The sequence below is a fragment of the Fundidesulfovibrio putealis DSM 16056 genome, assembly GCF_000429325.1.
GTDB classification, from domain to species: Bacteria; Desulfobacterota; Desulfovibrionia; order Desulfovibrionales; family Desulfovibrionaceae; genus Fundidesulfovibrio; species Fundidesulfovibrio putealis.
This window is the reverse complement of sequence record NZ_AUBQ01000013.1, coordinates 118,733-131,359: the sequence shown is the minus strand read 5'-3', so window position 1 is coordinate 131,359 and position 12,627 is coordinate 118,733. Positions and strand designations below refer to the sequence as shown.

The following is a 12,627-nucleotide window of genomic DNA, read 5'->3' as shown; positions in this document are numbered from 1 at the left end:
CTGACGGCAGACCGGATGACCGCGTCGGTCCCGGACGGCGGATTGCTGCGGGGCAATCCGCCGTCCGTTATCAAGGCCGGAGAATCATTTTCCTGCCAGCAGCCCGCTCCAGGGATGCCCGGCCAGGGGGGAGAAGCCTTCCTTGCGGGCCGCCTCCTCCAGGGCGCTCATGGCCAGGGCGGTCACGTCGGGGTCGGGCGTCTCGGCCAGTTCCCCGGCGTCCAGGCAGAGCAGGAAGCTCTTGCAGCGGCGGCAGGCGTCCACGCGCTCGAAGGGCCGGGCGGGGTCCCGCAGCACGGCCAGCTCGTCGGGCTCTTCGCACCCGCAGCCGGGGCAGGAGACGCGCTTGTGCGTCCACTCGGAGGAGCAGCAGGAGCAGCGCAGGTAGCGGCGGCCGCCGTGGGCCTGGATGAACTCCGAGGGGTCCCAGGTCCGGCGCATCACGCTCATGTTGGGAGGCCCGCCGCACACCGGGCAGGCAGAGTGCTGCCAGGGCAGCTCGGCCACCAGGGCCAGCAGATCCACGGCCTGGCGCTCCACGAAGGGGCGCACCATCTCGGCGGCGGCGAAATGAAGGGCCTGGGGGCTGACGCCGGGCAGCTCGTCAATCTCGCCGAACTCGCCGAATCCGGCCAGGGCCAGCTGCTGCAGGGTGATGGCCCCGCTCTTAAGGGCCGCGCCAAGGGCGGTAAGTTCGGGCGCCAGGGCCGGGAAGCAGCGGGCCATGACCGGCAGCAGCGCTGCGGCGGCCTGGGGCAGATGTTCGCTCATGTCCTGGAAGCCGCTGTCGGCCAGCACGAACGCGCCCTGGCTGAAGCGGTCGGGATCGATGGCGGGCGGGTAGCCGACCCAGCCGGGAGCGGACTCACGCAGGCGGGCGCGCTCCACCAGCAACGGGCCAAAAGCTCCCAACAGTCCGACAAGGGCCGGGATTGCCGCTTCGGCGCTGGCCAGGGCGGCTTCAATTCCCTGCGGGGCCGCAAATACCGCTTGTGACCTGGTCTGCATGTGCGATTCACTCCTTGAAGTCTGGAAATACAGAAACGAATGAGGCTTTTACAAGGCCGCCAGGCGTCCGGGACGCCGGGCGGCCCCTTGGTTCGTGTTTTCAGCTCGCGTCGCGCACTAGCCCTGCATGCTCTGCACGATCTTGCGCAGCGGGGCGATAGCCTCGGCCAGCAGGCTCTTGCGGGTCATCAGGGTATCAGAAGCGTCGGCCACGGCGAACTTGTGGTACTTGGCGGGCGTGTCGGCCACCAGATAGATCACCGAAACGTCGTCCTTGTTCAGGAGCGACGCCTTGGGGAAGTCCTTCTTCACGGCTTCCAGACGCTCACCGGCCTGCTTGAGGATGTCGGCGCGTTCGCCGAAGCTCATGGCCCCCATGGCGCAGCTTTTCACGCACATGGGCAGCAGGTTGGCCTGCACGCGGTCGATGCACATGTCGCATTTGACGATCTGCTTGGTCTTGGGGTCCTGCCTGGGGATGTCGTAGGGGCAGGAATCCTTGATGGTCTTGAAGTCTTCCTTGGCGGTCTTGTCCGTGTAGAGGATCGCTCCGGTGGCCTTGTCCTGGATGATGGCCCCTTCCACCGTGGAGACGTTCTTGCACGGCGCGTCCACGCAATGGCGGCAGGCGTCCGGGAAGAAGTACCACTGGACGGTGTCGCCATCCAGATGCTCGCTGAAGCGCACCAGCTTGAAGTTGTAGTGCGTCAGGTCGGGCGGGTTCTGGTGTGTTCCGAGCTGTTTGGTGGGAATGGCCGGGAAGTTCTTCCACTCCTTGCAGCCCACCTGGCAGCCCCGGCAGGCGGTGCAGCGCGTGGTGTCTATGAGTATTGCCTTGGGCATGGTCTCGCTCCTTGTCATCTTCGGGATAGCCTTCGGTCTGTGACCGGCCTCGTTGTTTGACGGGCGGGCGCGCTGGTCAGCATGGGCGCGCCCGCCCGTTGGCCTGTCGTTGCCCGGCTACAGTTCTGTCACCTTGTCGGCCTTGCGCAGGTTCACGAGGCAGGCCTTGTACTCCGGAATGGTGGTGTTGGGATCACCAACCGAGGTGGTCAGCCTGTTCACTGCGTCGCCGCATTTGGGCTTGGTCCAGCCGAAGGCGAAGGGCATGCCCACCAGATGCACGGTCTTGCCCATGACGGTGAAGGGGCGGATACGCACCGTGACCATGGCCACGGCCTCCACCCTGCCGCGCAGGCTCTCCACGATGACCACGTCGCCGTTCTTGACGCCCTTTTCCTGGGCCAGCTGCGGGCTCATCTCCACGTACTGCTGCGGTTCGGCTTCCAGCAGGGCCGGGCCGTTGCGGGTCTCGGAGCCGGAACACCAGTGCTCGGTCATGCAGTAGGTGGTCAGCACGATGGGGAAGCGGGGGTCGCCGTTGGCGCAGAGCTTGTCGAACTCGCTGCCGCTGACGGTCTTCATGCAGGGGTTGTTCATCTGGCCCGAGAACGGGTTCTTGGTGAGCGGGGTCTCCGCCGGTTCGTAGTGCTCGGGCAGGGGCCCGTCCTCACGGCCGGGGCCGTAGAGCTGTCCGTGGCCGTCCGTGCACATGATGAAGGGGTACTTGCCGCCTTCCATGGCCATGGGCGCGGCGGGGCCGTCGGGCACGTCGCCCACCCACTTGCCGTCCTGCCAGGCGATGACCGCCTTCTCTGGGTTGTAGGGGACGCCGTTCATATCGACCGAGGCGCGGTTGTAGAGCACCCGGCGGTTCATGGGCCAGGCCCAGGCGAACTTGGGATACAGGTGTATCTTGGCCTGCATTGGGGTCTGGGTCAGGTCGCGGCGCTTGGCCAAGTTGCCCTCGGCCTCGGTGTAGCCGCCGCAGTACAGCCAGTTCAGGCTTGAGGTGGAACCGTCAACCTGAAGGTTGGCGAAGCCGGGAACCAGCTGGCCCTTCTTGTATTCCTTGTCGCCGATCTTGGTGTCTTTGGTGAAGTAGCCGTTGATCTTCTTGGTTATTTCTTCGGCAACGAACTTCTCGGGCAGCTCGTGCTTGAGGATCTGGTCGGACAGCGGGCCCTTCTTGGTCTTGTCCTGGGCATAGAGCTTGCGCACGCGCCCCATGATCTGCACGAACATGTCGCCCATGCTGCGGCTCTGGCCCAGGGGCTCGATGGCCTTGTAGTGCCACATGTGCCAGCGGCCGGAGTTGGAGATGGTGCCTTCCTTTTCCGCCCGGTAGGCCGAGGGGAGCAGGAAGATTTCAGTCTTGCACTTCTTGGGATCGGCCCCAGGCCTGCGCCAGTTGTCGGTGGTCTCGTTGTGGAACACCTCGCCAACCACCAGCCAGTCCAGATTGTCAACGGCCTTGCGGACCTTGTTGGAGTTGGGGAAGCTCTGGCAGGGGTTGTGCCCGAAGATGAAGCCGCCCTTTATCTTGCCCTGGTACATGCGGTCGAACAGGAACAGGTGCGAGCAGTCCATGCCGGGATCGAGCTTCGGCAACAGCGAGTAGCAGAAGTCGTTTTCCTTGGTGGCATTGTCGCCGAACCAGCCCTTGAGCAGGCTGGTCACGTATTTGGGCCGGTTGCTCCACCAGTTCACGCTCTTGGGGTCTGCGGTAACCGGGGTGTTGGCCAACATGTACTCGTCAAGGGTCTTCCAGGTGGCGATGGGGGCGTTGTGGTAGCCGGGGATGTAGCCGTAGAGCAGGGCGTGGTCCGTGGAGCCCTGCACGTTGGGCTCGCCGCGCAGGGCGTTGATGCCGCCGCCCGCCACGCCGAAGTTGCCCAGGAGCAGCTGCACGATGCCCGCCAGACGGATGTTCTGCACGCCCACGGTGTGCTGGGTCCATCCCAGCGCGTAGAGGATGGTACCGGCCTTGTCGGGCTTGCCGGTGGCGGCGAAGGCATCGTAGACCTTGACCAGATTCTCTTTGGACACGCCGGTTACCTGGGACACGGTGTCCAGGTTGTAGCGCTCGTAGTGTTTGGCCAGCACGTTGAGGACGCAGCGGGGATGGGCCAGTGTCGGGTCGCGCTTGACAACCCCCTTTTCGTCCTTCTCGAAGGCCCACTGGCTCTTGTCGTACTTCTTCTTGTCCTTGTCGAAGCCGGAGAACAGGCCGTCATTGAAGGAATACTTCTCGCCCACCAGGAAGGTGGCGTTGGTGTAGTTCATCACGTAGTCGTTGAAGTACAGCTTGTTGTCCAGGATGTACTTGCACATGCCGCCCATGAAGGCGATGTCCGTGCCGCTGCGAAGGGGAACGTGGAAGGTGCTGCGGGCTGAAGTGCGCGAGAACTTGGGGTCAACGTGAATGACCGTCGCGCCTTTTTCCTTGGCCTTGAGCACCCAGCGGAAGGAGATGGGGTGGTGCTCGGCCGCGTTACTGCCGATAATGAACACCGCATCGGCGTTGCCGATGTCAGTGTAGTGGTTCGTCATCGCTCCGCGTCCAACCGACTCTGCCAGAGCCGGCACAGTGGGGCTGTGTCAGACCCGCGCCTGGTGGTCCATATGGACGATACCCAGGCTGCGTAAAGATTGGTGAGCGACGGCGCACTCTTCGTTGGACATCTGGGAGGAGCCCAGACAGAAGCCGGATTCCCAGCGGTTGACCTCAAGGCCGTCCTTGTTCTTCAGGACGAAGTCCTTGTCGCGGGTCTCCTTGACCTTCTTGGCGATGCGGTCGAGCATCCAGTTCCAGTCTTTCTCCACCCACTTGTCGCTGCCGGGGGCGCGGTACAGGGGCTTGGTGAGCCTGTTCTCGCTCACGTGCAGGGAGCGCAGGGCCGCGCCCTTGGCGCACAGGCCGCCCGCGCTGATGGGGTAGTCCGGGTCGCCCTCGATGTTGACGATCTTGCCGTCTTTTACGTGGACCAGCGTGTTGCAGCCGCAGGAACAGAACGGGCAGATGGAGATGACTTCCTTGCTGCCCTCGATCTTGAGCCCGGCGGCATACGCCTGCGCGGGGGTCAGATCGATGCCCAGCTGGGTCAGGGTCAGGCAGGCTGCCCCGGCTCCAGCAAATTTGATGAACCCTCGCCTCGATACTCTCATGAACGCCTCCTTGAAGAGTAGCAGTTCCACCCATGAAGTTCCTGGGTCCGGCCCCGATTTGCCGCCCACTTTGGATTATGTCAAAACAGACACAACTCTGTGTGTCAAATTTTTATTCAATCATTTTAATGTGTTTGATTTAGCACGATTGATGGTTCTGATGGGTAGGGTTGGTATATCCGATATTGCCGCGCCGGGCTTTTGCCCGGATACGCGCGTGGATTCTTCGGTTGGCGGCGATGAGGCGTCTTGAGGGTAAAGAGGCTTGCGTTCGATTTGACACCGATTCGTCGCATCGACGAAAATTAAACAAAATGTGTGTCAGGGGAGGCAGGCAGGGAAGGGGGCGCGAAAATGCCGCAGCCCGCTCCTGGATGACGGGGAATCAGGGCGGGCTGCGGAAATGCGCGCCTATGCGCGCTCATATCCCGGGCGGGTGAAGTCCGGGCCGGATTCAGATCATGAGGGCTTCCTGCCGAAGCGGATGGCGTCCTGGGGGCAGGACCCGGCGCAGTCGCCGCAGTTGGTGCAGTTCTTCTCGGCGGGCCGGGTGCCCATCTCGCACACGCGCAGGCACTTGTCGCAGCCGTTGCAGGCGCTGGTCATGAAAAATCCGAACAGGGAGAAGCGCTTCAGCATCTCCAGCGCCCCGCCGGTGGGGCAGGCGAAGCGGCACCAGAAGTTGGCCACCACCAGCCCCAGGGCCACAAGCCCGAGCACCGTAAACGTGCGCACCAGCCAGAAGAGGTCGGCGTGCTCGAAGGTCAGGCGCACGGCCCCGAAGAACTCGCCCACCCGGATGGGGATGTTGGTGCGCGGCTGCCCCATGGCCAGCCACACGTACAGGCAGCCCGCCGCCGCCAGGAGAGCTCCCCAGGGCGCGACGCGGGTGAACAGGTTGCGCGTGCGCAGTTTTAACGGCGCGAGCTTGCCGAGCATCTGGTTGGCAAGCCCGCCGGGGCAGGCCCAGCCGCAGAAGGCCCGGCCAACCAGCAGCGCCGAGAGCGGCAAGAGCAGCCAGAACCCCCAGAACATGGTCAGCAGCCTGCCGTGGCAGGTGATCACCGGGCAGTTCTGGCAGCTGACGTAGGGCACGATGAACGGGCAGCGGAAGACGCCGTAGAAGGACCATTGGCCAAGCACGGCCAGCATGCCCAACTGGGTGAGCCTGCGCCAGACCGAGAGGCGTATCTTGGCCAGGGCGGACGAGGGCGCGGCAGCGGCGAGGGTGTTCTCAGGCATCCTTGACCCCCAGCTTCTCCACCAGGGCCATGCCCTTGTCGGAGATGGCCGGGATGAATCCGGCCCGTTCAAAGAAGGCCTGCCCCTCGGGGGAGGTCAGGAACTCCGCATAGTCGCCCGCCAGCTTGGGGTCCTTGGCGTGCTTCATCACGCCCACGGTGAAGGTCAGGGGCGGCGGCGGAAACAGGGCCTCGGGGAACTCCACCACGTCCACCCTGCCGGAGAACTGGGGGATGCGCGTGACGCGCAGCTCCACGATGGACACGTCGCCCTTGCCGGAGATCACGTCATCCATGGTGCGCTGCACGCAGGAGCCGAGCGTCACGCAGTTCTTCATCACCGCGTCGTGGATGCCGGCCTTCTTGAGCACATTGATGGCCGCCGCGCCGCCGGGGGGCGAGGCTTCGGGCGCGAGCACCACCTTGACGCCGGGGCGGGCCATGTCCTCGATCTTCTCGATGCGGGCCGGGTTGCCCTTGGGGGTGACCATGACATAGCTGGTGAAGCACAGGGGCTTGAAGGAGGTCATCTTGCCGGACTGGCGCAGCTTCTTGGCCAGGTCCAGCACGCGGCCCGCGAAGACCTCGGTGGTGGAGCTGCCCAGGAGCGACTTGCCCAGCGCCGCCGCGAAGGCCCCGGTGTAGCTCACGCGCACGCCGGTGCGGCTCTCGAAGAGCTCGTTTGCCGGGTTCATGGCCTCGGCCAGCCCGCCGCAGGACCATACCTGCAAGAGATTCTGGGAGTATGCGGCCGCGCGGGCCTGGGGCAGCGGCGCGCCGAGCCCGGCCAGGGCCACCGCTGATCCGGCCATGGTCTTCAGGAAGTTTCTGCGGCAGTTCGTGCCGTCCGCGTTGTTCATTGCCCGCTCCTGGTGATGAATCGAAAGGAATGTCGGCAGGATGGCGGCGGGACGACCGCCGGGCCTGCGAGGTCGGCGGGAGGCTATATTGGGCTAGTCGATGTGTACAATAGATAATGTCGATGGTCTTTGCCTCTGCATATAAGGCAATAGGGGGGATTTGCATGCCGATGTGCGGGACGGAAGCTGGCCAAGGCGGTCAGGAAGCAGTCGACGGGGCGCGCCAAGGAAGATAGAAGCTCCCCGACAGCCGACAGCCGACAGCCGACAGCCGACAGCCGACAGCCGACAGCCGACAGCCGACAGCCGACAGCCGACAGCCGACAGCCCTGTCCGTCGGCATGCATTCAGGAGCCGCACATGAATGGAACGCAGCGTAAGGACATCCGCCCCGGCCTTCGGGTGCTGATCGTGCTCAAGAAGGACCAGCGCACCGGCAAGACCACCGAGGGCGTGGTCAAGGACATCCTCACCTCGGCGGCGGTGCATACGCGCGGGATCAAGGTGCGCCTGGCAAGCGGCGACGTTGGCCGGGTGCGCCAGATTCTGGGCTGAGTGCGCCCGACACCATCACATCGCGCCCAGGCGCGGGAGACTCAATGCATATTCTGGTCGATGCCGACGCGCTGCCCGGCCCCATCCGGGAGATCCTGTTCCGGGCGGCCCAGCGCCTTCGCCTGCGCCTGACCCTGGTGGCCAACAAGATACTTCAGGTTCCCGGCTCGGAGTACATCAGCACCATCCGGGTGGGGCAGGGGTTCGACGTGGTGGACGAGGCCATCGTGGAGATGGTGGAGGCGGGGGATCTGGTGATCACGGCAGACATCCCCCTGGCCGCCAAGGTGATCGAGAAGGACGCCCACGCCCTGAATCCCAGGGGGGAGCTCTACACCAAGGACACCATCCAGAGCCGCCTGACCATGCGCAACCTTCTGAGCGAGTTGCGCAGCGCCGGGGTGAACACGGGCGGGCCGCCGCCGCTCAGCCAGCGCGACCGGCAGGCCTTCGCCAACAGCCTGGATATCTTTCTGACCAGCCGGGGGCTGCGCTAGCAGCCTGTTGAAAATCATCGCAGGCTGCGTTGCCTGGAAAAAGCCAAACCCTCACGTATGTTCAATTCGCATCAGGATTGGCTTCTTCCTGCGCCTTGCCAGTGCGTTTGTTGAACAGGGTGCAAAAATCGACGTCTCAAAAGCCTGCCAGTCGCCTTTGGCGCACTGCTTCAGTGTCGCATCCCCACTGCAAAGCCAACTCTCCACGCAGACCCATACGGGATTCCAAAGGGGCTCGCCCCTTTGGCCGCCGGAGGCTTTCTTGTGCGAAAACAACCAATAATTACAGAATGTTCCTGCTCATGCGCCCTAGCGCCGGGCCTTGGACAGCCGCTCGTTGATGCTGTCCTGAAGCTCCCCCAACGTATCCAGGCAGCTGGCGGCCACCATGCGCTTGCGCTCCATGGACAGCGCCAGCGACTTCACGTCCGAGTTGATGCGCGACAGCGCGATGATCTTCGCGTTCACGGCCATGAACTCCCCGAACACGGCGCGGGCTTCTGCCAGGTCGGCCTTGGCGGAACCCGGCGCAGCGGACTGGGCGGCGTCCAGCGCGGCGCGCGTCTGGGCGGCGGCTGCGGCGATGCGGGCCTCCAGGGCGTCCATGTTCGCATCGACGGATTCAGCGATGTGAGGGGCCTGCAGCCCGAGAACGGTGGCCGCTCCGGCATAGGCCTTGAAGCACTGCACGGGCAGGAACTGCGAGCCCGTCGCCCCTTGTGGGCCACGGAACATGGCCGATTCGAGCGATTTCTGGAACGAGAGGAGCAGGTCCAGCCCGCGGGTGGCCGAGAGCCGCGCGGCCTGGTCGTTGGTCTTTTGCACCGCAAGTTCCAGCAACACGGCGTCGATGGTGCGAAATTCCGTCCAGGCCTTGCTGAACTGCGCCAGCAGCTCGGTCTGGGGCGCGATGTCGTCTCGCCGGGAGATGGCTTCGAGCTCCACGCGCCCTTTTTCCACAGCGTCGGAGGCCTTGCGGGCCTTGTCCGCGAAGTCGCCTGCGGCCTGGACCGTTCCCGCCAGGAGCACGTTCTTCTCCGCCTCCACCGCCGTAAGCAGGTCGATGCGCATCTGGGCAACCACCTGGCCCTTTCGCACCTGCGTGGCCAGCAGCTCCTCCACGCGCAGGCCCTGCCGACTGCCTCCCACGAAATACAGAAGAACTGCCAGCGCCGCCACGCCTAGGAGTCCGAATACCCATGCCCTGGAACTGTTCATGACGCCTCCCGTGCATGGGTGCGGCCGGGAAGGCGGCCGCACGAGACATGCCGAAACAGCCTACACAAAGCCGGGGCTTCCCGGCAACTGCCTGCAGCGGGGGCGTCGGCCGGGGTGGACGGCCAAGGGAGGGGCGGGGCGCCTGCGTCAATCTCGGGTGGGCTTGGCCTCGTGACGCCGCCCGCCTCCGACACGTCGGAGGCGGGCGGCGTCGTTCAAGCCGTATCCTGCCGGATTACGTGCCGCGTGCGAGCGTGTCAGGCGAAATACCTGTTACGAAGCACGAACAGTCCTGCCAGTCCGAGCGCCAGGAGCGCCACGGTTGCCGGTTCAGGAACCGCCCCGGGCGGCTGGGCGCCTGGGGTTCCTTCAATGCGCATGCCCACGGTGTTGTACACTCCTCCATAGGAATGCCATGCGCTCCCATAGTAGTAGGTGTAATCGGGCATGGGGTTGGCGGGCCAGGCTGGCGGGTAGAGGCCCAGGTCGTTGCGCCAGTGCAATGTGGACAGGACTCCGGTGAAGGTCTCGTCGGTGGGTTCGAAGGAGACGTAGTAATAGCCTGGGCCAAGGGTCTTGCTGAGGGCTGCCCCGTACCAGCCCGGTTGTGAGCCGTCAGCCAGGTTGAAGGACGAGGACCGGTACAGGAGCGTGGTCGGGAGCCAGGTGATGTTGTCGATGTCGTAAATCCCGATGGTCAGCTTCCCCCCAGCCAGGTTCATGGTGTTCCATCCTGCGCCGTCATAGTAGCTGCCGTCCGTGGCCATCCATCCCTCGACCCTCGTCACTGTGGTGGTTTCCGTCAGGTCCAGCCTCCCGGCGGCGTATTGCGCGTACTGCCCGCCCTGGAGGGTGAAGCCGTAAGGGTAGACCCCGGGATAGGAGTAGATTGTGCCGGAGGCGGGTCCCGTGTCCCAAAGTACTGCCGAGTAACAGTGCGTTGAAGAAAACAGAGAGATGCCAATCATCGTGGCGGCGATTTGAATCCAAACATGTGCTCTGCTCATAATGCATGACCTCCAGTTAAAGCGTGATACGTCATGGATTGGTATTCACAACTTTGCAGTGAGTCGTGCAACTGTGGCAATGTAGAGTGTGCAGCGAATTTCATGCCACTGGGCGCAGTGAAGGATTGCGGATATTTGGATTGATACCGCTCCAGTATGGTTTGGTGTGTTGTGTAATGATCAGCGAAATTGTGTAAAGATTGACGACAAATAGCGGTAACTTATAATCGAAACGGTTGTTCGTTGTCATGTTCTCGGCGGTGCAGACTTCATAATGCTGAATATGGTTTTCAAGTTGTGCGTATATGTTGTTTTGTGCGCGTAATGTCGCAACGTTTTGTATTGTGCTTGAAATTAGTAAGCGTGTGTTTTTTGCAGTTTTTTGTTGGTTTTGTTCAGCCGGGGGCAATTCCTGGTGGTATGTGCAGTTTACCGTTGCTGTTGGGCGAGGTCTTCAGCTGGTGGAGGGCGAGCTGGGTGGCTCCTGGCCCAAGGCGAGGCCGCCGGGACTCTCGTCAGGCATTCAGGCGGGAGTTCACCGCCGGGCTGGGTATCTCGGAGCGGATTTCGGCTTCACGACTTGTCGAAGGAAGCGGGGATGGGCAGGCCGGGGCGCGTTCCGAACGGATGAAGCGCCCCCGGCCTGCTGGGATGGAGAAAGGCGAAGCGCGGGCGTGTCCGCGCACCGCGTCAGGGCCTGTACTTCTTCTTATGGCTGTTGTTGCCCCGGTAGGGTTCGTCCAGGTCGCCCTCGATGCGGTAGTTTCGCCCAAGGTGCCTGGGGTTCACGTTGCCAGGAAGATCCCCCTTGTGCCATGCCCCGCCATGGAAGGAGAAGAACAGTCCGCTCACGGGGTCTTTGTAGACGTTGTACCTGGGGTAGTAGAAATACTGCTGCTTGGCCCGGTAGCCATGCGCCGGAGCCCAGGGCGGAGGGCCTCCGCCCTGCTTCTTCACCTGGCCGGGAGGCTGGGGCTGGCCGGTGGCGTCCCAGTGGTCGTTGTCCTTGTCCTTCTTCTTGGTCCAGCCCGCATCAGGGGCCATCAGCAGCGCGGCAAGCGCGCACGCGGCGACTAGTCTCGTGTTCATGGGTACTCCCGGATCAGGCTGCAATGCGGAATCCCGCCGTTGCTTCATCCCTTCTGACCCTATTGAAGCATTCTATATATGGGTGAGCCATCTATTGGCAAGGAGTGCGGCGAATTTGTCGAATGGTCCGCAGTTTTCGTGCGGAAGGTTGCGGCTTGAGCCGATTCCCGCTACCTAGACGGGAATACGGGAGTTTTCTCGATGTCGCAGGTCAAGACCCTCATCGTCCACGCCGACCCCGCCGTGCGGGCCGGGCTGCGCCAGATTCTGGCGGGCGTGGAATCCCTGCGCGTGCTGGGCGCGGCGGCCACGGCCTTCGAGGCCCTGGAGATGCTGGAAGCCATCCCCTACGGCGTGTTCTTTCTGAGCCCCGATCTTCCAGGCCCCACCTCCGGCATGGAGCTGGCCCAGATTCTTGCCTCGCGGCGCAACCGCCCCTCCCTGGTGTTCGTGGCGGACGATGAATCCCTGGCCTACAAGGCCTTCGAACTGGGCGCGGCGGACTACCTCATCTGGCCCGTGGCTCCCGAGCGCCTGGAGCGCACGCTTGAGCGCCTGAAAGGGCTCTCCCCCGGCTTCAAGCAGGCCCAGCCCGCCGGGGCCTGGCCCGAGGAGCGCTCCCCCAGCGCCCAGGAGGACCAGCAGACCCTGTCGCTTCCCATCGAGGAGCACGAGGAAGGTCCCTTCATCTCCGCCCTCAAGCAGGCCTGGGACCTCACCCAGAAGAAAAAAACCGTGGACATCGACAAGCTGCCCATCTCCCTGGACGGGCGCACCCTGCTGCTGCCTTATCCGCACATCCTCTTCGTGGAGGCCTACGAGGACTACTCCTTCGTGCACACGGCGCAGCAGAAGTACTTGACCTCCTACAGGCTGAAGAACCTGGAGGAACGACTTGGGCCGCACGGATTTTTCCGCGTGCACCGCAAATTCCTGGTGAACCTGGAAGCCGTCACCGAGATCGCAAGCCTCCCCGGAGGCCAGTTCATGCTGCGCACTCAGGGCAAGACCCGCATCGAGCTGCCCATCAGCAGGCGCAGGATAGGCGAATTGAAACAGGTGCTGGGACTGTAAATTTTTTTCGGGGGGCTTCGCCCCCGCCCCCACCAGGGCTCTGCCCTGGACCCCTCGATAGGGGGGTGTC

General features: G+C 63.6%; 12 protein-coding genes. 4 read left to right on the top strand and 8 right to left on the bottom strand.

The window, feature by feature from the left end; all coding sequences use genetic code 11:
• Nucleotides 1-84: 84 nt before the first annotated feature.
• The 3 genes from G453_RS0110685 to fdnG form a co-directional block, all read right to left on the bottom strand.
• On the bottom strand, nucleotides 85-1,008 hold the full coding sequence (locus G453_RS0110685) for a formate dehydrogenase accessory protein FdhE (RefSeq protein ID WP_027191067.1): 924 nt from the start codon (nucleotides 1,006-1,008) through the stop codon (nucleotides 85-87).
• Between the two features lie 117 nt (nucleotides 1,009-1,125).
• The gene (locus G453_RS0110680) at nucleotides 1,126-1,851 is read right to left on the bottom strand and encodes a 4Fe-4S dicluster domain-containing protein (protein WP_027191066.1); all 726 of its coding nucleotides are present in this window, start codon (nucleotides 1,849-1,851) and stop codon (nucleotides 1,126-1,128) included.
• A gap of 117 nt (nucleotides 1,852-1,968) precedes the next feature.
• Nucleotides 1,969-5,016, bottom strand: coding sequence for a formate dehydrogenase-N subunit alpha (gene fdnG, locus G453_RS0110675; RefSeq protein WP_084502256.1), 3,048 nt, complete (start codon nucleotides 5,014-5,016; stop codon nucleotides 1,969-1,971).
• On the opposite strand from fdnG, the gene G453_RS27915 reads away from it, so the two are divergent.
• Nucleotides 5,015-5,269 carry a hypothetical protein gene (locus G453_RS27915; RefSeq protein WP_156920878.1) on the top strand — a complete coding sequence of 85 codons (255 nt, stop codon included), beginning with the start codon at nucleotides 5,015-5,017 and terminating at the stop codon, nucleotides 5,267-5,269. The genes fdnG and G453_RS27915 overlap by 2 nt on opposite strands.
• A 206-nt stretch (nucleotides 5,270-5,475) precedes the next feature.
• Here the strand turns inward: G453_RS27915 and G453_RS0110665 are convergent, their stop codons facing one another.
• Both G453_RS0110665 and G453_RS0110660 read right to left on the bottom strand, forming a co-directional pair.
• A complete protein-coding gene (locus tag G453_RS0110665; RefSeq protein ID WP_027191063.1) occupies nucleotides 5,476-6,258 on the bottom strand; it encodes a 4Fe-4S binding protein in 783 nt (260 codons plus the stop codon).
• A complete protein-coding gene (locus G453_RS0110660; protein WP_027191062.1) occupies nucleotides 6,251-7,117 on the bottom strand; it encodes a substrate-binding domain-containing protein in 867 nt (288 codons plus the stop codon). The genes G453_RS0110665 and G453_RS0110660 overlap by 8 nt, the downstream gene beginning before the upstream one ends.
• Nucleotides 7,118-7,477: 360 nt before the next feature.
• On the opposite strand from G453_RS0110660, the gene G453_RS0110655 reads away from it, so the two are divergent.
• Together G453_RS0110655 and G453_RS0110650 are read left to right on the top strand one after the other, a co-directional pair.
• On the top strand, nucleotides 7,478-7,672 hold the full coding sequence (locus G453_RS0110655; protein ID WP_027191061.1) for a YwbE family protein: 195 nt from the start codon (nucleotides 7,478-7,480) through the stop codon (nucleotides 7,670-7,672).
• 44 nt (nucleotides 7,673-7,716) lie between these two features.
• A complete protein-coding gene (locus G453_RS0110650; protein ID WP_027191060.1) occupies nucleotides 7,717-8,169 on the top strand; it encodes a YaiI/YqxD family protein in 453 nt (150 codons plus the stop codon).
• A gap of 309 nt (nucleotides 8,170-8,478) precedes the next feature.
• Here the strand turns inward: G453_RS0110650 and G453_RS0110645 are convergent, their stop codons facing one another.
• The 3 genes from G453_RS0110645 to G453_RS0110635 form a co-directional block, all read right to left on the bottom strand.
• The gene (locus tag G453_RS0110645; RefSeq protein WP_043645432.1) at nucleotides 8,479-9,387 is read right to left on the bottom strand and encodes a hypothetical protein; all 909 of its coding nucleotides are present in this window, start codon (nucleotides 9,385-9,387) and stop codon (nucleotides 8,479-8,481) included.
• A gap of 257 nt (nucleotides 9,388-9,644) precedes the next feature.
• On the bottom strand, nucleotides 9,645-10,355 hold the full coding sequence (locus G453_RS0110640) for a PEP-CTERM sorting domain-containing protein (RefSeq protein ID WP_027191058.1): 711 nt from the start codon (nucleotides 10,353-10,355) through the stop codon (nucleotides 9,645-9,647).
• A 729-nt stretch (nucleotides 10,356-11,084) separates the two neighbouring features.
• Nucleotides 11,085-11,483 carry a hypothetical protein gene (locus G453_RS0110635; RefSeq protein WP_027191057.1) on the bottom strand — a complete coding sequence of 133 codons (399 nt, stop codon included), beginning with the start codon at nucleotides 11,481-11,483 and terminating at the stop codon, nucleotides 11,085-11,087.
• Nucleotides 11,484-11,684: 201 nt separating this feature from the next.
• Here G453_RS0110635 and G453_RS0110630 point away from each other — a divergent pair, with 201 nt between their 5' ends.
• Entirely contained in the window at nucleotides 11,685-12,557 is an 873-nt protein-coding gene (locus G453_RS0110630) for a LytR/AlgR family response regulator transcription factor (protein WP_027191056.1), read from the top strand.
• The last annotated feature ends 70 nt before the right edge of the window (nucleotides 12,558-12,627 follow it).